Genomic DNA, 22896 nt, shown 5'->3' with positions numbered 1-22896 from the left:
ACTCCGTTTCAGGCTTGCCGGGGGGCGGCGAAAGGCGCGTCCAGAGGGGCGGTGTCAAAGGTGCGCAGCAGCTCCACGAGGATCTGCGTTGCTGGCCCCAAGGGTTTGTCCTTGTTTGAATACAGGTAGAACGTGGGGTGGCGGCTGCCGCCCTGTTCCAAGGGTAGCTGCTTGAGCACGCCTTCGGCGAGTTCACGCTCGATCATGTGCCGTGGCAGCCAGGCAAAGCCCAGGCCGCTGCCGACAAACGCGGCGGCGGTGGCCAGGCTGCCGACGGTCCAGCGTTGTTCGGCGCCGAGCCAGCCTACATCCCGGGGTTGCTGGCGGCCGGAGTCGCGGATCACTACCTGCATCTGGCTTTCCAGGTCCTGGAAGCTCAACTCGCGGTTCATGCGGTGCAAGGCGTGCTCGGGGTGGGCCACGGCGACGAACTCCACGTCGCTCATTTCGGTGCCCAGGTAGCCGGGGATGCTGAAGCCGCAAATCGCAAGGTCGGCCACGCCTTCCATCAACAGCTCTTCGACGCCGGACAGTACCTCTTCACGCAAACGCACCCGGCAGCCACGGCTCTGCGGCATGAACGCGGTGAGTGCGCGTACCAGGCGCGCGTTGGGGTAGGCCGCATCGACGACCAGCCGCACTTCGGCTTCCCAGCCCTGTTCCATATGGTGGGCGAGGTCTTCCAGCTGGCTGGCGTTTTTCACCAGTTGCCGGGAGCGGCGCAGCAGCACTTCACCGGCGTCGGTGAGTACCGCCTTGCGCCCGTCGATGCGCAGCAGCGGCACGCCGAGTTGGTCTTGCATACGGGCCACGGTGTAGCTCACCGAAGACTGCGAACGGTGCAGCGCTTCCGCTGCCTGGGCGAAGCCGCCGTGGTCGACGACGGCTTGCAGCGTGCGCCATTGATCGAGGGTAACGCGGGGCGCTTTCAAGATGTGTTCCTCTTGTCCTAAGCTGGCGGTCCCTATTGGAGACTGCCGAATGAGAAAATTCTGTTGTGTGTTGCTGACGCTGCTGCCGATGAGCGCGTTTGCCTACCCCATCGACGTGACGAAAAAGATCGACGGCGTGAGCATCGATTACACCGCCTCCGACGTGGACGGCGATATCAGCTCGATCCAGCTGAATAACTACGGCACCCAGGACGCCGTGTGTTCGGTAACGTTCACCAACGGCCCGGAGTCGCCGCGTCGTCGCACGGTTACGGTGCCGGCGGGGAAAAGCACCAACACCACGGTCAAGTTCAACCGCGCCATTATCAAGATGCGTATCGCGTTGGCCTGCGCGCCGAAATAACACACCAGCGGAGCATGCCCATCGCGATACTCCGCTTATAAACAAATTTATAGATGGGTTATAGCAGTTTTTTGCGCTTTTTTATCGAATTGGCTCTGTTTAATCTCCACTCCATCGACTTACAGCAATTACAGATGGAGCCTACGAAGCCATGTCCAATGTCCTGATCATCGAAAGCAGCGCCCGCCAGCAGGATTCGATCTCCCGTCAACTGACCCAGCAGTTCATCAGCCAATGGCAGGCCGCCCACCCGATGGACCGGATCACGGTACGTGACGTGGCGCTCAACCCGGTTCCGCACCTGGACGCCAACCTGCTCGGCGGCTGGATGAAACCGGCGGATCAGCGCAACGGTAGCGAACAGGCTTCCCTCGACCGCTCCAACGAGTTGACCGACGAACTGCTGGCCGCCGACGTGCTGGTGATGGCTGCACCGATGTACAACTTCGCCATCCCCAGCACCCTCAAGGCCTGGCTGGATCACGTGTTGCGGGCGGGTGTGACCTTCAAGTACACCCCCACCGGGCCGCAAGGTTTGTTGACCGGCAAGCGTGCCATTGTGTTGACCGCCCGGGGTGGCATCCACACCGGCGCCAGTTCCGATCACCAGGAACCGTACCTGCGCCAGGTCATGGCCTTTATCGGCATCCACGATGTCACTTTCATTCACGCCGAAGGGGTGAACCTGAGCGGGGACTTCCAGGAAAAGGGCATCAACCACGCCAAGGCCCAGCTGGTACAGCTCGTGGCATGAGGTGGTTGATCCTTTAATCGTCAGATAATCGCGCGGTGTTTATATCGCTCCACGCAAACCCTTCAAGTACGCGTACGAACCTCCCTTTGCACTTGTTGCTCCTGAGTGCTCCTGCCCGACTGCCGCTTTAGCGAGGTCGGGTTTTTTTTGCCCCGAGTTTCTTCAATCGCCGAAAACCTTTAATGTCCCGCCCATTCGATGCGAGGCGCACATGGGCTATCTACTGGTTGTCACCCTGATTCAGGCATTTTCCTTCAGCTTGATCGGCGAATACCTTGCCGGTCACGTCGACAGCTACTTCGCGGTGCTGGTGCGTGTAGTGCTGGCCGGGCTGGTCTTTATCCCGCTGACTCGCTGGCGTTCGGTGGAACCTGCCTTTATGCGCGGCCTGCTGGTGATCGGCGCGCTGCAGTTTGGCGTGACCTATGTGTGCCTGTACCTGAGCTTTCGTGTGCTCACGGTGCCGGAGGTGCTGCTGTTCACCATCCTCACGCCGTTACACGTGACCCTGATCGAAGACGCCCTCAACCGGCGCTTCAACCCGTGGGCACTGGTTGCTGCCCTGGTGGCGGTGGCGGGGGCGGCGGTGATTCGCTTCGACCAGATCACCCCGCACTTCCTGATGGGCTTCCTGCTGCTGCAGCTGGCTAATTTCACCTACGCCGCCGGGCAAGTGATGTACAAGCACCTGGTGGCACGCTACCCGAGTGACCTGCCGCACTACCGGCGCTTCGGTTACTTCTACCTCGGCGCGTTGCTGGTGGTGTTGCCGGCGTTCCTGCTGTTCGGCAAGGCCAACTTCCTGCCCGAAGCGCCGCTGCAGTGGGGCGTGCTGGTGTTCCTCGGGCTGGTCAGCACTGCCCTGGGAATGTATTGGTGGAACAAGGGCGCCTGCCTGGTGCATGGCGGCACGCTGGCGGTGATGAACAACCTGCATGTGCCCGTGGGGTTGTTGCTGAACCTGCTGATCTGGAACCAGCACGAGCCGCTGGGTCGCCTGGCCTTGGGTGGCCTGGTGATCCTGGGGGCGGTGTGGATCAGTCGATTGGGCGTAAAGCCCGCGCCTGGCGTACAGTCTGCGACGTGATCGGTCGAGGGCAAGCGTGAGCGGCAATGAAAGTCTGCTATCGAAAAGAACGGTGTGGGGGCGGCAGAGTGGACAAGATTGATGAACTGATCATTGCAGCCTTGAAGGATGACTCCCGAGTCAGCCTGGCGCAATTGGCGCGGCAAGTTCACAAGTCTCGAACCGCAGTGGAGTCGCGCGTTCAAAAGCTGATTGAAAAAGGCATCATCCTGGGCTTCACCATCAACGTCGCCGAGGGCGATGAGACCCTGCAAGCGGCGTTCTTGATGCTGACGCTCAATGGCAGCAACTGCCATCTGGTGTTTCCGAAGATCCAGCAGTTCAGCCAGGTGGTGCATGCCTATTCACTGTTTGGCGACGTGGACATGATGCTCGACGTTCGGTACAGGAGCTTTGAAGAGCTGATGGTCTTCAAGGACAGCCTGCTGAAGATCGAGCATGTGAAGGAAGTGGTGGTCAACCCGGTGCTGAAGGCCTGGCGCTAGGCGCCGGCCACTCCTTCATGTGCTGGCTTCAGGCGTGGTCGCGTACGGTTTCAAGAAAATGATGGCTCAGGTTCGGCATTTTCTGGCGCAGGGTGTCCACGAGTTCTTCGATGACCGCCTGGTTGAATTGGAACGATGTGTCGTCGTGCCCCAGGATCACCACCAACAACCTCGACGAGTCTTTTGTCAGCCGGAAGTCGTGGGCATCGGCATCCACCTTGCCGATGCTCGCCAACGGCACATCACCGCAGGTATAGACGATATCGCCGACGGGAATGGTGATGGCCTTCTTGGCGAACAGGGGGCGTAGCACCCTCGGCTTTTCCGACCGCATCACGTAGATGTCATCCTTCTGATGATAGGTGTGCACGCCGATACTGACCCCATGTCGGATCGCGACCGCGTTATAGGCGTCGACGATGTTGTTGATGGGGTACACGCCTTTGGCGATGAAGCGGCGCAGCAGCTTTTCGTTGGCACTCACGGTATTTTCGTAGCCGAGTTTCTTGAGCTGTTTGGCAAACCCTTCGTACACGACGTTCGAGTCCAGCTCGTTAAGGCGCGAGGCCACGTGGTTCAGGTTACTTTGCAGTACCCCGACGAAGCTCTGGTCATCCGACACGGTGACGTCTTCGATCACGGCGGCGCACGCATTATTGATGCCCAGCTCACAGGCTGACTTTCTGATGATCAAGCGACTTTTCATAACCTTAGCCCCACAGTTTTTTTCGCAGGTTGGCGGTACTGGCGTCCAGTTGCTGCGCCGAAGGGCTTTGCAGCCAGAACAGCCCCGGACAGGTGGCGAAGTCGATCGTGACCGGCGTGGTATCGCCGGCGCCGATGAAATAACGGTGCCCGCAATAGGCCTCGTCCGCCTGGGCGCTTTGTATGGCCTGGGGGGAGGGCGGAGCGAAGGCATGGCGTTCATCGGAGCAGAAGAAACCGATCCGGCCATGGCTGATCTGGCTGACCGCATCGGTCTGGGGGCGTGGGTGGCCGAGGTAGCTGTCGATCGACAGTGACAGCAAGTCGGGGTGATACACCTGCTGGAACAGCAGGGGCGCGATGCCGCCGTGCAAGCGACCGCCGGCCTCGATCATCACCGGCCCGTCCTCAGACCAGATGATTTCCATATGAATCGGCCCGACCCGCACGCCCAGGGCCGCTGCCGCCTGGCGCGCGTAGTCGGTCAGCGGTTGCAGTTCTTCAGCCCGAGGGTCGAGGGTGTCGAGGCTTTCGTAGACAAACATGCTGCCGTTCTTCTGGATCTTGGTGTACTTGCAGACGCTGGCAACGACGTAGGTGCCGTCAAAGGCGACCATATCCACCACGTACTCCGGCCCCGCTATGAACGATTGCACGATAAAACCGAGGTTGACTTCGCCCAGGTCGTTTTTCTGCTGCCAGGCCGCGTTTTTCAAGGCGGTCTCCACTTCGCCCTTGCCCTGGGCAAACACCACGCCTTCGGTGGCGGCCGAGTTCAGCGGCTTGACCACATAGGTGGCGGAGTCGTCGAGTTTGGCCAGCACTTCACCGATGCGCCTCGGTGAGCTCAGTAAGTGCGAATCGATGTGGGCCAACTGGTATTTTTTCAGCGCCTGCTGCATGGAGAACTTGTTGCGTCGCAGGTCGCTGGTGATACGGCTGTTGCCCGGGATGTCGAGCAGCTCCGTCAGGTAGTCCGTGAGGTAGATCGCGGTTTCGCAACCGGCGATCACGGCGTTCGGTGACAAGGCTTCCAGGGTGATCAACAGGCTCTCTTCCCAGGCATACACCTCATGGAAGTTCTCGGTGATCAGGTCGTTGGTGAAGTGTTCAGGCAAGGCGCGCGTGGAGATCACGGCGATGCACCGTATGCCCTGTGCGTTGAGCAAGGGCGCGTAGAGTTTGCCCGTGGAGAACGGGTCAACGATGAGTACGGTTTTCACGTCGTGCATTCCTTATTCCGTGGTGGCGGTGGGCGCGGCGGCCGGGGTCAGGTTCCACGCCAGTACGGCGGTGGCCAACAGGCCGGCGGAGACGATCATCAACAGGCGGGCGCCTTCGAGTCCGAGAAATCCCGAGGTGGTGAAGAACGTCAGGATCATCGGTGCCGAGCCACTGACCAGCAGGTAGTAGAGTGAGCTCTTGGCCGCGATCACATCGGCGACCCGGGCGTTGGGCGCCGACTCGATCAGGGTTTTACGCAACTGGATCCGCAGGCTGTTGATGCAAAAACCCAGCAGGAAGGCTGCAGCCATCATCACGTAGAGGTTCTGGAAGTAGACGATTGCCACGTCCGCCAGTATCACCAGCGAGATGGCCCCGTAGCTGTTGAGCTTGATGCGCGGCAACACCGCGGCGCTGAAGGCGCCCAGGCCGGCCAGGCCACTGGCGACGCCGAACAGGGTGGCATTCCACTCATTGAGCTTTTGAAAAACGATGGGCACCAGGCTGTTGAACGCGCCGATATGGAAACCGATCATGCTCAACACGATGATGAGGATGTAGAGGTTGCGCGGCAGGTCCAGCGGCCGCGCAGTGGAGGGCCCTGTGGCCTGTTCGCCGGTGTGTTCGTTGGGGGTGTCGGCCACCAGGAGGATCGCCGCGAGCGAGAGGATCGCCGCCAGGCTGATGATCTGCAGCGTCTGGTTGACCGAGAACACATCCACGATCAACCCGCCCAGCAGCGCACCGCCGAAGGCACCGATCTGAATGGAGGTTTGCATCAACCGCGCGCAGGTATCGCTGTCGGTGAGGCCGGCCAGCACCAGCTTGGTATTTTTCGATTCCAGGGTGCTGATGGTGAAGTAGTCGGTGACGCCCACCACGAACGCGATGGCCAGGAAGCCGATCGGCAGCAAGGCGGCCTGGGTAAACGACAGCCCCAGTACTGCGGCGAAGGCCGCCAGGCGAATGTACAGCAGGCGTTTCAGGCTGAGTTCAATGGTAAAGAACTTGCCGATGTACTGTTCGCACAAATAGGGCACCACGGTGGCCACGCACAAGGTGGCGCCGACCAGGAATGTCGAACCGGTGGTCTCCAGGCCGAACCAGACCATCGCGATGACAATCGCCATGTCGAGGCCGGTGAACAGGGTCACGATTGAATAGAACGCGGTCAATGTCGATTTAGTATTCATGGGCTTCATCAGTCGTAACGGGAGATTTTAAGCAGCGGCACACAGCGCTCGGTGTCGCCGACGACGGTGCTGATCTGGTTCCTGACGCGCACCGTGGGCAGTGCTTTCTTTTCCAGGTTGCAGACCTTGTAGGCGTTGTCGTGCCAGGGGCAGATCACGCTTTGGCCGTCACCTGTCACTTCGCCCATGTGCAGCGGGCCGCCGCGATGGGGGCACGCGGTGGGCAGCAATTGCGTCGAATAGGCGTGACGCTTGAGAAAATAGGTTCTTTCCTCCACGGCCACATAGTTGGCGTGGGTGATATTCAGGCTGATGGCTTTCATTGGGTTGCCCACTCAGATGGCGGTGACGGTGTACGTGCAGGACGGGCTGGTGATGCGGGTGCCGTGCAGCATTCCCTTGGGAATCACCACGCCTTCGCCGGCCTTGAGGTGCACCGTCAGTTCGGGGCTGGCGACGAACTCCAGCTCGCCTGATTCGACCCAGAACAGTTCGTCATTCGGGTGGGTATGCAGCACCGACAGCTCGTGTTCGGTCTCGGTAATCCTCAGGTCCACGGGTTTTTGGCCCTGGAGCGCCGCTGCCTGCGCGCGATGCTCTTCGAACGCGTCATGCCAGTTGATATGGGCATACAACTCTTCGTCGGCGATGTCCTGAAGCAGCCTGAACTCTTCAAAGCCGCGAATAAGGTCTGGGATGATCTTGGTGCCGAACTGCTTGATCATGGGAATGATCAGGCGCTGGAGGGCCATTCTTCCGTGGTGCACATCGATGTGGGCATGCTCATCGAAATAGTCCGTGGAGACGCTGCCGTTGAAGATGGTCTTGATCGCGCGTGACTGGTGCTTGGTGGTCAGCGCCAACGTGGCTTCGGTGTAGTACATGGCGCCGATATAGCGGAACAGCTCGCCATGGTTGGCCGATACATAGTGGAAGTAGTTGGTGAGCGACAGCGACGCCGGCGTATAGAACTGCCAGTAGTGGTGCACGTGATGGGACATGCCCATGTCCTGGAGCATGTCTTCAAAAATGGTGCTGTGCTTCTTTTTGTCGACGCCGTAGCCATACTCGTCGATCAGGATCTTGAACAATTCGCTGGTGTACACGCCGCTGTTACCCAGTACGTTGCGGGCCATGGCCGATGCTTCACTGAGGAAGTCTCCCGCACATTGCGTCATGAAAAACCTGGCGGCTCGCTCGGGGTGGCGGCTGGTGGTCAGCACTTCATGGAGTTTGGACTCGGACTGGGCGACGTCATCCAAGACTTTATCAGTGTGGGCGATAAAAGAGTCCAGGCACCAAGGGCCGTTGATATGCACTTCTTCCTTGAGCCAGTTGTACAAGTAGTGTTCCAGCAACGGGCGGATCTTTTTGCCACTGGCTGCGTGCTGCGGATCATAGAAACGCTTGAACGCCTTGAAATCGAGTTCCAATGGCGGCTTGGGCAAGAAGACCAGATCTTGTTCGTAGATATTCAATAACAACCGCTGTGCCAATAGATGCTGGCTGTTTGAAAGCTGGTCGCTGGTCAGGCAGGTGGTGATGATTGAATCGGTGACGTCCTGCGGCCGCGAAGGGCGCTGGTAGGGGTTTTGGGTATAAAAGTCGTGGGGTTGAGCAAAGGCGCCAGCACCACAATAGTGGGTCAATGCTTCGGCATTCGAACTTAATACAAAGTCTGCTGCATTATCGGAAAGCTGAGTTGTCCATAACATGAGGGTGGCCTTTTGCTGGCGTTGTTTGATTACCAGATGCTAAGGCGTTGGTTTTTTTTAAAACAGATTAGAAATAGTGCGCGCAAGTAGTGAAATTCACTAAAGGCGTAGGAGAAATTTTCTTTATGGGGTGGGGCCGTTGAATAAACGGCAGCAGCGGCTATACATAGATGCCGGCTTTTATCGGTCGTGTTTAGATGAATACGCTTGCACCCATCGTTCTATATAGCGACGAGGCGCTTGCCAGCCCCTCGTCGCTATCGTTGTCACTACGCCGGGGTTTCCAAGGTTCGGGCAGTGCCTGCCAGGGCCAGTATCCCGGTGCGCAAGTCGGTGCCGCTGGGTTGCTGGTAAAGATTCAATCCGAACTCCGGCAACACGGCCAGCAGGTAGTCGAAAATATCCCCCTGGATCCGCTCGTAATCGGCCCACGCGGTGGTGCGGGTGAAGCAGTAGATCTCCAGCGGCACGCCCTCGGCGGTGGTTTGCATCTGGCGCACCATGCAGGTCATGTTCGGCTGGATGTCCGGATGGCTTTTGAGGTAGGCCAGGGCATACGCGCGGAAGGTGCCGAGGTTGGTCATGCGCCGGCGGTTCGCCGACAGTTGCGCGCTGTGGCCCTGGGCTTCGTTCCAGGCCTTGAGTTCGGCCTGCTTGCGCCCGATGTAGTCGGTGAGCAGGTGCACCTGGGTCATGCGCACTTCTTCATCGTCGCGCAAAAAACGCACGCCGCTGGCATCGATAAACAGGCTGCGCTTGATGCGTCGCCCACCCGAGGCCTGCATGCCGCGCCAGTTCTTGAACGATTCGGACATCAGGCGCCAGGTCGGGATGGAGACGATGGTCTTGTCGAAATTCTGCACCTTGACGGTGTGCAGGGTGATGTCCACCACATCGCCGTCGGCGCCGACCTGGGGCATTTCGATCCAGTCGCCGACGCGCAGCATGTCGTTGCTGGTCAATTGCACGCTGGCGACGAACGACAACAGCGTGTCCTTGTAGACCAACAGGATCACCGCCGACATCGCACCCAGGCCTGACAGCAGCAAGAGTGGCGAACGGTCAATCAGGGTCGCGACGATGATGATCGCGCCAAACACGTACAGCACCATCTTCGCCAGCTGCACGTAGCCCTTGATCGAGCGGGTACGCGCGTGTTCGGTGCGCGCATAGATGTCCAGCAGGGCGTTGAGCAGGGCGCTCATGGCCAGCATCAGGAACAGGATGGTCAGGGCCAGGGCCACATTGCCGATAAACAGGATGGCGGTCTTGCTCAGGTCCGGCACCAGGTACAGGCCGAACTGGATCACCAGCGACGGCGTCATCTGCGCCAGGCGGTGGAAGACTTTGTTGTGCCGCAGGTCGTTGAGCCAGTGCAGCGCCGGTTGCCGGCCGAGCAATTTGACGGCGTGGAGGATGAGGTAACGCGCCACCCGTCCGAGCAGCAGGGCCACCACCAGCAACACCAGGAAACCGAGGCTGGCATGCAGCAGCGGGTGTTCGTCGAGGGTGCCCCAGAGGTCTTGGACGTTGAGCCAGAGCTGTTTGATATCCATGGATGAAAACGATTCTTCTGTAAGACAAGACGGCGCGATTAGAGCATTTAAGTGCAACAAAGTTGATGCCGTGGACAAATGCTCTGACAAAAAAGCAACTGATTAGCGCCGTTCGCGTAAAGACACTCGGTTTGGACGCCCGAAACCGGTACCCTATGCAGCTGATTTTTTGTATTTCTTCGAGGTAGCACCCGTGTTTTCCCAATTCGCCCTGCACGAACGCCTGCTCAAAGCCGTGGCCGAGCTTAAATTTGTCGAGCCTACGCCTGTGCAGGCAGCGGCCATCCCGCTCGCGCTCGAAGGGCGTGACCTGCGGGTGACGGCTCAAACCGGGAGTGGCAAGACCGCCGCTTTCGTGCTGCCGATCCTTAACCGCCTGATCGGCCCGGCCAAAGTCCGCGTCAGCATCAAGACCCTGATCCTGCTGCCGACCCGCGAGCTGGCCCAGCAGACCTTGAAGGAGGTGGAGCGCTTCTCGCAGTTCACTTTCATCAAGTCCGGCCTGATCACCGGTGGCGAAGACTTCAAGGTCCAGGCCGCCATGCTGCGCAAGGTGCCGGACATTCTGATCGGCACGCCGGGCCGCATGATCGAGCAACTCAATGCGGGCAACCTTGACCTCAAGGAAGTCGAGGTGCTGGTGCTCGACGAAGCCGACCGCATGCTCGACATGGGCTTTGCCGACGACGTGCAGCGCCTGGTGGCTGAATGCGTGAACCGTCAGCAGACCATGCTGTTCTCCGCCACCACCGGTGGTTCGACCCTGCGCGAGATGGTCGCCAAGGTCCTGAACAACCCTGAGCACCTGCAGGTCAACAACGTCAGCGACCTGAACGCCACCACGCGCCAGCAGATCGTCACCGCTGACCACAACGTGCACAAGGAACAGATCCTTAACTGGTTGCTGGCCAACGAGACCTATCAGAAGGCCATCGTCTTTACCAACACCCGCGCTGCCGCCGACCGCATCTACGGCCGCCTGGTGGCCCAGGACTACAAAACGTTCGTGCTGCACGGCGAGAAAGACCAGAAGGACCGCAAACTGGCGATCGACCGCCTCAAGGCCGGCGGCGTGAAGATCCTGGTCGCCACCGACGTCGCCGCACGCGGCCTGGACGTGGACGGCCTGGACATGGTCATCAACTTCGACATGCCCCGCAGCGGCGACGAATACGTGCACCGCATCGGCCGTACCGGGCGTGCGGGCAACGATGGCCTGGCGATCTCGCTGATCTGCCACGGCGACTGGAACCTGATGTCGAGCATCGAGCGCTACCTCAAGCAGTCGTTCGAGCGCCGCACCATCAAGGAAGTCAAAGGCACCTACACCGGGCCGAAGAAGGTCAAGGCATCGGGCAAGGCCGTTGGCGTGAAGAAGAAAAAGACCGACGCCAAGGGCGAGAAGAAAAAGGCCGGCGCCAAGTCGCCGACCAAGCGCAAGATCGCCAACCGGCCGAAGACCGACAACCTGTCGCTGGTCAGCAAGGATGGCATGGCGCCGCTCAAGCGTCGCAAGCCAGAAGCACCCGCTGCCGAGTAAGGCGTGAGGGATGTGAAAAAACCGGACGTTGTCCGGTTTTTTTATGGCCTCAGTTTTTCGCTTTGGCCGCCGCTTCTTTCAATTCCTTGAGGCGGGCGTCGATCAACTGGCACTTGTCGGGAAACTCCGCGCTTTCAGTATCCAGGTCCATCTTCTGCAGCTCGTCGTTCATCTCCTTGGCCTTGGTCGGGTTCTGCTCGGTGAGTTTGGCCACTTCCTGGGCCAGTTGCTCGCGCTTGGCCGTGGCTTCTTCCGGGGTGCAGGCCCAGGCGGGCAGGGCGGTGAGCAACGTGGCGGCGATGGCCAGGTTCATCAGGGTTTTCATGGTCGGACCTCCTTGGCGGTGATGCTCAGTTGAGGGGGCGAACGTCTGGAAAGTTCAGAGAAATGACGCCCGTCGGTTGGTCTGAACGGCCACAGACCCACAGGGTCACTCCTACAGACGGGCTACTTTCCTTAGGCCTGCAGGAGGAATCAGGATGACGACTTACAACTGGGATCTGATCGAACGTCTGCTGCACGAAGTGCAGAACGGCGAGGGCAGCTTTGCCCCGCGCAAATACGCCGAGCAGGAAGCGGCCGAGAAGGCCACGGCGGGCGAGTCCACCGGTAACCTGGATGCGCTGAAAAAGACCGCCGCGGACTATGAAGCGCTGTTGTTCAAGCGTGGGTTTATCGAGTCGCGGCCTGAAGAAGAAGGCGGCAACGGTGAGAATTTCATTCTGACCGCCCTGGGCGCGCAGCTGTTGGCGCTGATCGACAGCTCCATCCCGGGCAACGATCATCCGCGCCAGGTGCTGGATGAGCAGGCCGATGCGTTGGACCCGGCGACCTTTGCAGAAGTGGCCTCCAAAGCGCAGATCGCCTGACCCCTCCATGCCCCGGCACCCAGGCGGTGCCGGGCACGCCGAAACTGTCGGATCGGTAATCTGCCGCTAAGGTTGCTGACAGCCGGCGACCCCTAATCTGCTGCCATTCAACTGACGGACTTGAATCGGCATGCACTCTACTACCTCCAGACGAACCTTCGTCAAAGGCCTGGCCGCCGGCGGCCTGCTCGGCGGGCTCGGGCTATGGCGCACGCCGGTATGGGCGCTGACAAGTGCGGGCGAACCCACGGTGCTGGAGGGCAGCGAATTCGCTCTGTTTATCGAGCAGACGCCGGTCAATCTCACGGGTCAACAGCGCACTGCGTTGACCATCAATGGCAGCCTGCCCGGCCCGTTGCTGCGATGGCGTGAGGGCGACACAGTGACCCTGCGCGTGCACAACCGCCTTCGCGAGCCGACGTCGATCCACTGGCACGGCATCTTGTTGCCGTCGACCATGGACGGCGTGCCCGGCCTGAGTTTCAAAGGCATCGAGCCGGGTGGTGTGTTTGTCTATCAGTTCAAGGTCAGACAGCATGGCACTTACTGGTACCACAGCCATTCCGGGTTCCAGGAGCAGCAGGGGGTGTACGGCCCGCTGGTCATCGAGCCGTTGGAGCCCGAGCCCTTCACCTGCCAGCGCGACTACGTGGTGATGCTCTCGGACTGGACCGACGAAGACCCCGTCGCCCTGATGAAGACCCTCAAGAAGCAGTCCGATTACTACAACCGGCATAAGCCCACCGTGGGCGATTTCGCACGGGATGTGGGCAAACAGGGCTGGTCGGCCACCGTCTCTGACCGGCTGATGTGGGCGCAGATGAAGATGAACCCTACCGACCTCGCGGACGTCAGCGGCCAGACCTACACCTACCTGCTCAACGGCCAGCCCCCCGGCCTCAACTGGACCGGAGTGTTTAAGGCGGGGGAGAGAATACGCCTGCGCTTTATCAACGGTTCCGCGATGACCTATTTCGATGTGCGCATTCCGGGACTGAAGATGACCGTCATCGCCGCCGATGGCCAGCCGGTCAAGCCGGTCAGCGTCGATGAATTCCGCATTGCGGTCGCCGAAACCTTCGATGTGCTGGTGGAGCCCACGGCAGCGGCCTACACGCTGTTTGCCCAGTCCATGGACCGCACGGGTTATGCCCGTGGCACGCTTGCCCGCCAGGCGGGGGCGACGGCACCCGTACCGGCACTTGAGCCGCGCCCCTGGCTCACCATGGACGACATGGGCATGGGTGGGATGGATCACGGCGCCATGGCGGACATGCCGGATATGGCGGGCATGGATCACAGCGCGATGGGCGCGATGTCGATGCAGAGCCACCCGGCCAGCGAGCAGAACAATCCTTTGGTGGACATGCAGGCGATGAGCCCGGTGCCCAAGCTCGACGATCCCGGTATCGGCCCGCGCAATAACGGTCGGCGAGTGCTGACCTACGCCGACCTGCACAGCACCTTTGAGGACCCCGATGGCCGCGACCCCGCGCGCACCCTTGAATTGCACCTCACCGGGCATATGGAGAAGTTCGCCTGGTCATTCAATGGCGTGAAGTTCTCCGATGCCGAGCCCTTGCAGCTGACTTATGGCGAGCGCGTCCGGCTGGTGCTGGTCAACGACACGATGATGAGCCACCCGATTCACCTGCACGGCCTGTGGAGCGACCTGGAGGATGAAAACGGCCAGTTCCAGGTCCGCAAGCACACCATCGACATGCCGCCGGGCTCGCGCCGCAGTTACCGGGTGACCGCCGATGCCCTGGGCCGTTGGGCCTATCACTGCCACCTGCTGTACCACATGGAAATGGGCATGTTCCGTGAAGTGCGCGTGCATGAATGAGGACGCGAACATGAACCGTCGAGTTTTATCGGTGTGTATCGCGCTGGCCGGGTGGGCATTCGGCTCGCCGGTGCAGGCCGAGGAGTTTCAAGGCATGAGCCCGGCGGTTCCGGCGCTGACCGAAAGCCGTACGCCGATCCCGCTGCTCACCGACGCGGATCGCGCCGCTGTGTATAACGCGCCGGGTGGGCATGTGGTGCATGACAGCGGCATCAACTCGATGCTGCTGGTCAACCAGCTGGAATGGCAAGGCGGCGGTGGCGGTGGTGCGCTGAACTGGGACATCAAGGGTTGGGTCGGTGGTGACATCGACCGCCTGTGGCTGCGCAGCGAAGGCGAGCGCAGCGCCGGTCGCACCGACAGCGCCGAGGCCCAGGCGTTGTGGGGGCACGCCATCAGCCCTTGGTGGGACCTGGTTGGCGGCGTGCGCCAGGACTTCAAGCCCGGGGACAGCCAGACCTGGGCCGCGTTCGGCCTGCAGGGCATGGCGCTCTACAACTTCGAGGCCGAGGCGACGCTGTTTGTGGGCGAGTCGGGCCACACCGCGGCACGCCTGGAAGGTGACTACGACATCCTGCTGACCAACCGCCTGATCCTTCAGCCGACGGCCGAACTCAATTTTTATGCACAGAACGATCCGCAGCGCCGGGTGGGCGCAGGCCTGTCGGAAAGCGAGCTGGGGCTGCGCTTGCGCTATGAGGTGCGCCGGGAGTTGGCGCCTTACGTGGGGGTGAGTTGGAACCGCAGCTATGGGCGGACGGCGCAGTACGCTCGCGATGAAGACGAAGACATCAGCCAGCTGCGCTGGGTGGTCGGTGTGCGCCTTTGGTTTTAACCGGTTTCTTATTCCTATAACTCGCCGCCTTAAGCGGCCTGGAGCCTTGCATGTCGATGTTGAAAACCGCGTTAACGGGGGGAGCGCTGTGGGCCGGATTGATGATCAGCCTGCCGGCCTCGGCCCATCCGAAACTGTTGTCGTCCCTCCCTCCAGCCGGGGCCCAAGGTGCCGCGCCGGCCGTCATTGAACTGCGCTTTTCGGAGAACCTGCTGACGCAGTTTTCCGGGGCCAGGCTGAGCATGACCGATATGCCCGGCATGCCCAATTCGCCGATGCCCATCAAGGCCAGTGTCGCGGCGAGCACCGACCCCAGGGTGATGCTGATCAAGCCGGCCTCTGCACTGGCTACCGGCACCTACCGGGTCGATTGGCGCGCAGTGTCATCCGACACTCACCCGATTACCGGTAACGTGGTGTTCAGCGTCCAGCCATGAGCGAACTGACCCAAGTCACACTGCGTTTCGCGCTCTATCTTGACCTGATGCTGTTGTTTGGCCTGGGGCTCTTTGGTCTTTACGGGCTCAAGGCGCCGGAGCGCGTGCTGCTGAATTTGAGGGGCCTGCTGCGGCTGACGGCTGGCGTCGGGATAGTGCTGTCGATAGCGTCGCTGTTGGCGCTGACCCAGGCCATGAGTGGCGCGACGGATTGGCAGACGCTGTGGCCGCATCTGCACATGATGCTCTGGCAGACCGACCTGGGCGTGACGTGGTGGCTACGTATGGGGGCGCTGGTGGTGGCTGCGCTTGGCCCTAGCCTGCCACTGACCGCGTTGTCGGGCGCCGCCGCGTTGGTGACGCTGGCGTGGACCGGGCACGGCGTGATGCATGAAGGCACGCTGGGTGTGTGGCACATCCTCAGCGACGCCGCGCATCTGTTGGCAGCGGGTGGCTGGGTCGGGGCGTTGGCGGCGTTCGGGTTGTTGTCGAGGCGCACGTCTTTGCACGATGCTTATCACGTTCGGGTGCTGGCAAGGGCGCTGAAGGGGTTCGAGCATGTGGGAGCGGGATTTGTCGCGGTACTGATCGGCACCGGTGTGGCCAACTATCTGTTGGTGGTCGGGCTGAATCTGGACGGCCTTACCGGCGGTGTCTACGCGATCCTGTTGTGCCTGAAACTGGGACTGTTTGGCCTGATGCTGGGGCTGGCGGCGCTCAATCGTTTCCACCTGACGCCGCTTCTGCAACGGTCCGTGGCGGCCGGTGATTATGTCGCTGCCATGGCTGCGCTACGGCGCAGCATGGTGCTGGAGATGGGGGCCGGGGCGCTGGTCCTCGCGCTGGTGGCCTGGTTGGGCACCCTGGCGCCCAATTAGGACTGCGCGCTTTTCAGGCACTTGAGCGCCTGGAAGTCACTGCGGACCTTGTCGATTTTCTGGGTGAGTTTCAGCCGTTGCGGCACGCTGCTGTCGGCCATGACGTCGATGATCAGGCTGCGCGCGGCGGCTTCGGTCTGGGCATACGCCGCGCGATACTCCGGTGTCCACAGGCTTTCGCGGTCCACCAGCAGTTGCTGGATTTTCTGCGGGAAATCGGCGCTGTGGCGTTGCTGCACGGCGTCGATGAATTGTGCCTGCCAGTGGGCTCGGTTGCCGATCCACTGCTCGTTCTGCTCGCCCAGGCTGATGGACCACGCCATTACCCGGTTCTTCTGGCTATCGCTCAGTGGACCCATCCACGCATCCAGACGCTTGTTCATACGCTCGGCGCGGTCCTGGATCTGCTTGGCCAGCGGCGGCTTGAGGTATTCGTCCTGGCGTTTGCGCAGGTCCTTGGCCAGGGCATCGTTCATGTCGTTGACCTGCTGGTCATCCAGCCCTTGTAACAATTCAATCGCCGACGGGGTGATTTCCCGCGCCACCTCGGCAATCGCCTGCTTGGACTCAACCGTGCGGGTTTGCAGCGCTGCATCGGTGACCTGATTGTTCTCGACCATTGCTTGCAGGCGGTCGAGCCAGTCGAGGTAACCCGGCAATTGTGTGGTGCAGTGCCAGGCCAGGTGGTCCTTGAGCTTGTCGTTGAACCAGCTCTTCTGCCCGGCGTTCATGTCCAGGTAGTCGTTGAGGGTCCAGGGGATGATCACGTCCAGGTTACGGTAGGCCAGGCCCACGCGGTTGCAGCCGGCGAGCACCAGGCTCAGGGTCAGGAATACCACCAGCAGTTTGAGCCGATGCAACATGGGCGTGTCCTTGCGCAGAGGGAGTCAATGCATGTGAACCCGCGGCGCATGCGACAGTTCAGCCCATCAATAAAACGACCGCACCGCCTTCAAGGTCAACAGGCCATCGCATTGCGAATTGTGTCCGGAGTAGGCCGAGCAATCGCCGCCGCTGAGGCTGGAGTCGCTGTAGATCAGGTCCAGGTCGATGCCTTTCCAGGCGCGGGAGAACTGTACCGACCAGTCGCTGAAGCTGCTGATGGTGCCGCCCTCTACCGAAGCCGGCGTGCCCAGCTGATGGGTGGTGTACTTCATGCTGACGCCGATGCCGAAGGGCTGGGTACCGCCGAGGTCGGCGAACAGCGTGCTGTCCTGGCGGTCCGGGTCGTTGCTGAAGGAGGCGCCGAAACGATTGCCGAGTAGATTCAGACCGCCGTAGAACTCCTGGCTGTCGAGAGGGCTGAGCTTAGGGTAGCTGTAGTGGATCAGGCCGACTTCGTAGCCCAGGGTCTGGTCGAAGGGGTGTTTGAACCCCATGTAGGAGTCGACTTCGAGGGTGCTGGCCGAGGACAGGCCCATGTTCGGCGAAAACTGGCCGAAGTACAGGCCGCTGTCATGGCTCAGGTCCAGCCCGCCATGGAACGAGTCGCTGCCCGGCGAGGTCGGCTTGACCAGGCCCTGGGCCATGCTGCGGCTGGGGGTGGTGCCTAATTTCAGGTCGAAGTCACCCAGTTCACGCTGGAAAATCTGCGCTTCGGCGAGAGGGCTGGCCGCCAGGATACTGGCCACGAAAATGCAGCGTTTAAGCATGCTTCACTCCATGAAAAGCGAGGAGCAGTATCGGAAAAATAGGGCAGATGCCCGTGCTAGACGTGTGCAAGCATACCGGCGAATGCCAGGAGGTGAGGCCCGTTCGTCGATTTGCACGTTCTGAAGGTGACGCGAGAGGGTATTTCGGGCTCTAGTCCTAGCGCCTTGAAGGCAAGACGCTTAGGGACCAGATGTGCTGCGCGGTGTTACTTTTTACCCAGGCTGATCTGCTTGGACGGGCCGAAAGTCTGGCCGCTCACGCCCTTGGCAATTTGCTGGATTTCGCCACCGGACTTGAGGAAAGCAGCAATCTGGCTGTTGATCGATTCGCTGGTTTCAACGGCGGGAGCTGGCTTTGCTTTGCTGTTGGATGCTTTTACACGCATGGCGGCCACTAACCTGTAGAAAATTAACTTGGCCAGGCATCGTACAGGAAATACTTGACAATTGCTTGGTAAATATCCTCCGGGAATAAGCGCGGCGGCGGAAAACAGCCAAAGTTAATCTTTGAAATAAACCCCTAACTTACTGTTTTAACTCGAAACCACGGGCTGAGTCGGCAACGGTGGCGTGGAAAAATTCAGCCGAATGATCGGACGAGCGGGGCGCTGCCACTGGAGCGCCAGGCAAACCCGCGATTTTTCAGGCGCGCGCGCGCGGCGAGGGCAACTCGGGTAGAATGCCGCCCACGCAATGAGGGTATTGGAAATGGCTTTAGTCGGGCGCTACAACAGCTTGCAAGTGGTTAAACACACTAACTTTGGTTTGTACCTCGATGGTGCGCAAGATGGCGAAATCCTCTTGCCTAATCGGTATATCCCCAAAGATATTCCCAGTGAAGATGAAGACTGGCTTAACGTTTTCATTTATCTGGACAGCGATGACAAACTTATCGCCACTACCGAAAAACCGAAAGTTCAAGTCGGCGAATTTGCCAGTTTGAAAGTCGTGGAAGTCAACAGCATTGGCGTGTTCCTCGACTGGGGGTTGCCAAAGGATCTGTTGCTGCCGTATTCGGAAGAGAAACGTCAGATGACCGCCGGTGAATACTGCGTGGTGCATGTCTATCTCGACAAACACACTAAGCGTATTACCGCGACCGCACGCCTCGACCGCTACCTGGACAAGACGCCGGCCAACTACGTCGTGGGCCAGGAAGTCGACCTGCTGGTCGCCGAAGCCACCGACATGGGCTTCAAGGCGATCATCAACAACAAGCACTGGGGCCTGATCCACAAGAACGAAGTGTTCAAGTTCCTGCGCCCGGGCAAGGAAGAAAAAGGCTTTATCAAAGAGATCCGCGCCGATGGCAACATCAGCCTGAGCCTGCAACCGGTCGGCCAGGAAGCGGCGTCCAGCCTCAACTCGAAGATCCTCGCCAAGTTGCGTGAAAACAACGGTAGTTTGCCGGTCAGCGACAAGAGCGACCCGGCGGTGATCAGCAACTTGTTTGGCGTGAGCAAGGGCAACTTCAAGAAAGCCATTGGTGCACTCTACAAGCAGGGCCAGATCGTGATTCACGCGGATCGCATTGAACTAAGCTGAGTGCGGTTTGCTCTTCTGTAGGAGCGAGCGTGCTCGCGAAAAAGGTCCATCCGACACCGTGATGCGCCTGGAATATTTTCGCGAGCAAGCTCGCTCCTACAGAGGCTGCATCAATGTCCAAGAAGTCTGTCTTCGCCTACCTCGGCACCTTGCTTGCCTTCCTGATCCTCGACGGCCTCTGGCTTGGCGTCCTCATGGGCCCGACCTACAAATCCCTGCTGGGTCCGCTGATGCTCGATCAGCCTCGCCTGTTGCCCGCCGCGCTGTTCTATCTCTTGTATGTCCTCGGTTGCGTGGTGTTCGTGGTCTTGCCCAGTGCCAGTTGGCAGCGCGCGGCGCGACTGGGTGCATTGCTGGGCCTGGTGGCCTACGGCACCTATGACCTGAGCAATTGGGCCACGCTGCAGGGTTGGTCCGGCGGGTTGGCGGTGATGGACATGGCCTGGGGCGCCTTCCTCACAGCGGCGTGCTGCTCGGTCGGGTACGTGTGTGCACATCGGGTGCACCAGTGATTGTGTACAGGATTAATCTGCACCGTTGCTGAGCGAAGTCCCCGTTATTAAACCCCTATGTACCCCGTTGGAACGCCGTTGCAGAGGGATTGTGTTCTATTGGCACGCATTCTGCTGACTATCTCGTATACAAACCATGCCGCCTCCCGTATGCACCCCCGTGACGGAAGCGCAGGCCGGTATTACGAGGAGCCCGCGATGACCGAACAATTGCCCAAAGGCTACAGCCCCCGCCTGTACAACCAGGACCTGGGGCCGCTGCCGCAAAAGTGGACCTGGTACAACATCTTTGCCTTCTGGATGAGTGACGTGCACAGCGTGGGCGGCTATGTGTTCGCCGCCAGTCTGTTTGCCTTGGGGCTGGCCAGTTGGCAGGTGTTGATTGCCTTGCTGGCAGGCATTTGCATTGTGCAATTGATTGCCAACCTGGTGGCCAAGCCCAGTCAGCAGGCCGCCGTGCCCTATCCCGTGATCTGCCGGCTGGCGTTTGGCGTGTTCGGCGCGAACATTCCCGCCGTGATTCGCGGCTTGATTGCGGTGGCCTGGTACGGGATTCAGACCTACCTGGCGTCGAGTGCCCTGATCATTGTGGTATTGCGCTTTTTCCCACAGATGGCGGTGTTTGCAGAGCCGCATTTTGCCGGCCTGTCTTACCTGGGCTGGTTTGGTTTCCTCAGTTTATGGGTGTTGCAGGCGGCGGTGTTCTGGGCCGGCATGGAGTCCATCCGCCGCTTTATCGATTGGGCGGGGCCGGTGGTCTATGCGGTGATGTTTGCCCTGGCCGGCTGGATCGTCTGGAAGGCAGGGTGGGCAAATATCAGCTTTACCCTGGCGGAAAAATCCCTGTCGGGCTGGCAGGCGATCGGCCAAGTGATCGTGGCGACGGCGCTGGTGGTGTCGTACTTTTCCGGGCCGACCCTGAATTTCGGTGATTTCAGCCGTTACTGCCGCAGCATGCAGGACGTGCGGCGTGGCAACTTCTGGGGCCTGCCGGTGAACTTCCTGGCGTTTTCCCTGGTGACCGTGGTGATCGTCTCGGGCACCTTGCCGGTGTTTGGCGAAATGCTCCATGACCCGATCGCTACAGTCTCGCGCATTGATAACAGCATGGCGGTGCTGCTGGGCGCTTTTGCATTTGTAACTGCCACCATCGGCATCAACATCGTCGCCAACTTCGTGTCCCCGGCGTTCGACTTCGCCAACGTCGCACCGAGCAAAATCAGCTGGCGCGCCGGCGGCATGATCGCCGCGGTGGCGTCGATCTTCATCACCCCGTGGAACCTGTTCAATAACCCGCTGATGATCCACTACACCCTGGATATCCTCGCGGCCTTTATCGGCCCGCTGTTCGGGATTCTGCTGGTGGACTTCTACCTGATCAAAAAGCAGAAGATCGACGTGGACGCGCTGTTCGATGACAGCCCAAGCGGGCGCTATTACTTCGACGGCGGTGTGAACTGGACGGCGGTCAAGGCGCTGGTGCCCGCGACACTGGTGGGTGTCGCGATCACCTTCACGCCGGCGTTGCAGGGCATGGCTAACTTTGCCTGGTTCACCGGCTGCTTCCTGGGTGGGCTGTTTTTCCTGGTGTTGGCGCGGCGTGAGCAGGTTCGTGCGCCGGCACCGTTGGTCGCCGGCTGACCAACACCCCTCCCGCCACTGACAGGCCTGCACCGGCAATTACCAGCGCCGGTTGCAGGCCTCCGCTCAGGTGGCTGCTCACCGACGCCAGCAACGGCCCACTCAATTGGCCGATGGCAAAGCTGGCGGTCAGCAGCCCGGTGTTGCGCTGATAGCCGTGGGGCGCAACGTCCCGCAGGCGCGCCATCACCAGCTGCATGCAGGCCAGGAACGGCCCGCCGCACAGCAACACCCCCAGCGCCAGGCCCCAACCGTTACCCAGCAGGCAGGCGAATACCCCGGCCGCCTGCAGCCACAACGTGGTCATCAGCCAGCGGCGGGTGGTGTCCGGGTCCTTGGGACGCAGGCTTGCGACCACTACCCCAATCGCCGCGGCCAAACCAAAGCAGGGCCAGAACAGATCAGCCTGCCAGGCGCCGTTGAATTGCGCGCTGGCCATCTGTGACAGGAAGGTCGCCGGAATGATGTAGCCCAGGCCGAACAACACGTAGATCCAGCACAGGTGAGTAATGCTGCCGTTGCTGGCCGTGTCGGCGCGGCTTGTAACAGGCGCAGTGACGGCGGACGGCTGTGGCAGGAAGGGCAAGATTGCCAGCAGCATCACCAGCGCCACTACGCCATAGATCAGCCACAACGTTGCTGAGCTCTGGCCCAACAGGTTGGAGCCCAGCGCCAGCAACCCGGTCAATACAATCCCCAGCCCCGGTCCGGCGAACACCAGGGCGCCGAGGCGTGCACGCCCGGCGGCAATCGCCAGCGGCTGGCTCAGGCTGGTGATCATCACCAATGCCCAGGCACTTGCAACGCCGGTACCGAAGCGCAACAGCATGTGTGGCCAGAAACCCTGGGCCCAGTACGACGCCAGGGTCAGCAACACGCACAACCAGAGCCCGCCATACAGGCGACCCCGCACATGGTGATGGCTGCGCGCAAAAATCGAATCCACCGCGCCCACGAAGTAGCCCAGGTAATTGGCCGCTGCGATCAGTCCGGCGCCGGTCAGGTCGATCTGGCCTTCACTGAGCAAGTGGGGCATTTGCGGGGTAAGGGCGAAGCGGCCAATGCCCATGGCCATCATCAGGGCGATAAAGCTGGCGAGTAAGCGGGTGAGGGGTGACATGGTCGG

The 22896-nt window shown here is 60.6% G+C and carries 25 protein-coding genes; 13 read left to right on the top strand and 12 right to left on the bottom strand.

The window, feature by feature from the left end:
* Positions 1–8: 8 nt before the first annotated feature.
* On the bottom strand, positions 9–932 hold the full coding sequence (locus tag AC07OT_RS22270; protein ID WP_058425360.1) for a PA3225 family LysR-type transcriptional regulator: 924 nt from the start codon (positions 930–932) through the stop codon (positions 9–11).
* Positions 933–981: 49 nt separating this feature from the next.
* Between AC07OT_RS22270 and AC07OT_RS22265 the strand changes: the two genes are divergently transcribed.
* The 4 genes from AC07OT_RS22265 to AC07OT_RS22250 all read left to right on the top strand — a co-directional run bounded on the left by AC07OT_RS22265 (position 982) and on the right by AC07OT_RS22250 (position 3622).
* Positions 982–1296: a hypothetical protein gene (locus AC07OT_RS22265; protein WP_027603760.1), complete on the top strand. Its 315-nt coding sequence runs from the start codon at positions 982–984 to the stop codon at positions 1294–1296.
* 151 nt (positions 1297–1447) lie between these two features.
* Positions 1448–2050 (top strand): FMN-dependent NADH-azoreductase, encoded by a 603-nt coding sequence (locus AC07OT_RS22260; RefSeq protein WP_065940625.1) that lies wholly within the window; start codon positions 1448–1450, stop codon positions 2048–2050.
* Positions 2051–2261: 211 nt separating this feature from the next.
* Positions 2262–3137 (top strand): carboxylate/amino acid/amine transporter, encoded by an 876-nt coding sequence (locus AC07OT_RS22255; RefSeq protein ID WP_141155740.1) that lies wholly within the window; start codon positions 2262–2264, stop codon positions 3135–3137.
* A 68-nt stretch (positions 3138–3205) separates the two neighbouring features.
* Entirely contained in the window at positions 3206–3622 is a 417-nt protein-coding gene (locus AC07OT_RS22250; protein ID WP_027603763.1) for an Lrp/AsnC family transcriptional regulator, read from the top strand.
* Between the two features lie 28 nt (positions 3623–3650).
* Here AC07OT_RS22250 and AC07OT_RS22245 read toward each other — a convergent pair whose 3' ends face one another.
* The 6 genes from AC07OT_RS22245 to AC07OT_RS22220 form a co-directional block, all read right to left on the bottom strand.
* On the bottom strand, positions 3651–4328 hold the full coding sequence (locus AC07OT_RS22245) for a phenylalanine--tRNA ligase beta subunit-related protein (protein ID WP_495109046.1): 678 nt from the start codon (positions 4326–4328) through the stop codon (positions 3651–3653).
* Positions 4329–4332: 4 nt separating this feature from the next.
* Positions 4333–5550, bottom strand: a complete 1218-nt coding sequence (locus AC07OT_RS22240; protein WP_495109045.1) for an ATP-grasp domain-containing protein — start codon at positions 5548–5550, stop codon at positions 4333–4335.
* A 12-nt stretch (positions 5551–5562) separates the two neighbouring features.
* Entirely contained in the window at positions 5563–6744 is a 1182-nt protein-coding gene (locus AC07OT_RS22235; RefSeq protein WP_141155738.1) for an MFS transporter, read from the bottom strand.
* An 8-nt stretch (positions 6745–6752) separates the two neighbouring features.
* The gene (locus AC07OT_RS22230) at positions 6753–7067 is read right to left on the bottom strand and encodes a Rieske 2Fe-2S domain-containing protein (RefSeq protein WP_115486718.1); all 315 of its coding nucleotides are present in this window, start codon (positions 7065–7067) and stop codon (positions 6753–6755) included.
* A 12-nt stretch (positions 7068–7079) separates the two neighbouring features.
* The gene (locus AC07OT_RS22225) at positions 7080–8459 is read right to left on the bottom strand and encodes an iron-containing redox enzyme family protein (RefSeq protein ID WP_065940620.1); all 1380 of its coding nucleotides are present in this window, start codon (positions 8457–8459) and stop codon (positions 7080–7082) included.
* A 269-nt stretch (positions 8460–8728) separates the two neighbouring features.
* On the bottom strand, positions 8729–10015 hold the full coding sequence (locus AC07OT_RS22220; RefSeq protein ID WP_065940619.1) for a mechanosensitive ion channel family protein: 1287 nt from the start codon (positions 10013–10015) through the stop codon (positions 8729–8731).
* Between the two features lie 193 nt (positions 10016–10208).
* On the opposite strand from AC07OT_RS22220, the gene AC07OT_RS22215 reads away from it, so the two are divergent.
* Complete coding sequence (locus AC07OT_RS22215) at positions 10209–11555, top strand: DEAD/DEAH box helicase (RefSeq protein WP_495100669.1); 1347 nt, start codon at positions 10209–10211, stop codon at positions 11553–11555.
* Positions 11556–11604: 49 nt separating this feature from the next.
* Here the strand turns inward: AC07OT_RS22215 and AC07OT_RS22210 are convergent, their stop codons facing one another.
* Positions 11605–11880, bottom strand: a complete 276-nt coding sequence (locus AC07OT_RS22210) for a hypothetical protein (protein ID WP_065940618.1) — start codon at positions 11878–11880, stop codon at positions 11605–11607.
* Positions 11881–12034: 154 nt separating this feature from the next.
* Between AC07OT_RS22210 and AC07OT_RS22205 the strand changes: the two genes are divergently transcribed.
* From AC07OT_RS22205 to copD, 5 genes are all read left to right on the top strand, one after another.
* Positions 12035–12424, top strand: a complete 390-nt coding sequence (locus AC07OT_RS22205) for a hypothetical protein (protein ID WP_017134854.1) — start codon at positions 12035–12037, stop codon at positions 12422–12424.
* Between the two features lie 130 nt (positions 12425–12554).
* On the top strand, positions 12555–14270 hold the full coding sequence (locus AC07OT_RS22200) for a copper resistance system multicopper oxidase (protein WP_495109044.1): 1716 nt from the start codon (positions 12555–12557) through the stop codon (positions 14268–14270).
* A gap of 10 nt (positions 14271–14280) precedes the next feature.
* The gene (locus AC07OT_RS22195; protein WP_092355284.1) at positions 14281–15105 is read left to right on the top strand and encodes a copper resistance protein B; all 825 of its coding nucleotides are present in this window, start codon (positions 14281–14283) and stop codon (positions 15103–15105) included.
* A gap of 50 nt (positions 15106–15155) precedes the next feature.
* A complete protein-coding gene (gene copC, locus AC07OT_RS22190; protein WP_495109043.1) occupies positions 15156–15542 on the top strand; it encodes a copper homeostasis periplasmic binding protein CopC in 387 nt (128 codons plus the stop codon).
* Positions 15539–16420, top strand: coding sequence for a copper homeostasis membrane protein CopD (copD, locus tag AC07OT_RS22185; protein ID WP_495109042.1), 882 nt, complete (start codon positions 15539–15541; stop codon positions 16418–16420). Before copC ends, copD begins: the two co-directional genes overlap by 4 nt.
* Here copD and AC07OT_RS22180 read toward each other — a convergent pair.
* From AC07OT_RS22180 to AC07OT_RS22170, 3 genes are all read right to left on the bottom strand, one after another.
* Positions 16417–17283, bottom strand: coding sequence for a DUF6279 family lipoprotein (locus tag AC07OT_RS22180; RefSeq protein ID WP_495109041.1), 867 nt, complete (start codon positions 17281–17283; stop codon positions 16417–16419). The genes copD and AC07OT_RS22180 overlap by 4 nt on opposite strands.
* 66 nt (positions 17284–17349) lie before the next feature.
* Positions 17350–18072: a TorF family putative porin gene (locus AC07OT_RS22175; RefSeq protein WP_027603777.1), complete on the bottom strand. Its 723-nt coding sequence runs from the start codon at positions 18070–18072 to the stop codon at positions 17350–17352.
* 206 nt (positions 18073–18278) lie between these two features.
* The gene (locus AC07OT_RS22170; protein ID WP_003193095.1) at positions 18279–18458 is read right to left on the bottom strand and encodes a PFL_1563 family small protein; all 180 of its coding nucleotides are present in this window, start codon (positions 18456–18458) and stop codon (positions 18279–18281) included.
* A gap of 322 nt (positions 18459–18780) precedes the next feature.
* Between AC07OT_RS22170 and AC07OT_RS22165 the strand changes: the two genes are divergently transcribed.
* From AC07OT_RS22165 to AC07OT_RS22155, 3 genes are all read left to right on the top strand, one after another.
* On the top strand, positions 18781–19617 hold the full coding sequence (locus AC07OT_RS22165; protein WP_053133042.1) for a CvfB family protein: 837 nt from the start codon (positions 18781–18783) through the stop codon (positions 19615–19617).
* 113 nt (positions 19618–19730) lie between these two features.
* Positions 19731–20129 (top strand): DUF2177 family protein, encoded by a 399-nt coding sequence (locus tag AC07OT_RS22160; protein WP_495109040.1) that lies wholly within the window; start codon positions 19731–19733, stop codon positions 20127–20129.
* A 198-nt stretch (positions 20130–20327) separates the two neighbouring features.
* Complete coding sequence (locus tag AC07OT_RS22155; RefSeq protein ID WP_495109039.1) at positions 20328–21770, top strand: NCS1 family nucleobase:cation symporter-1; 1443 nt, start codon at positions 20328–20330, stop codon at positions 21768–21770.
* Here the strand turns inward: AC07OT_RS22155 and AC07OT_RS22150 are convergent.
* Positions 21682–22890: an MFS transporter gene (locus tag AC07OT_RS22150; protein ID WP_495109038.1), complete on the bottom strand. Its 1209-nt coding sequence runs from the start codon at positions 22888–22890 to the stop codon at positions 21682–21684. The genes AC07OT_RS22155 and AC07OT_RS22150 overlap by 89 nt on opposite strands.
* Positions 22891–22896 lie beyond the last annotated feature (6 nt).

Source organism: Pseudomonas sp. GW821-FHT09C10 (genome assembly GCF_059418085.1).
Note: the sequence above shows the minus strand (reverse complement) of the source record. Positions and strands in the feature narration are given on the sequence as shown.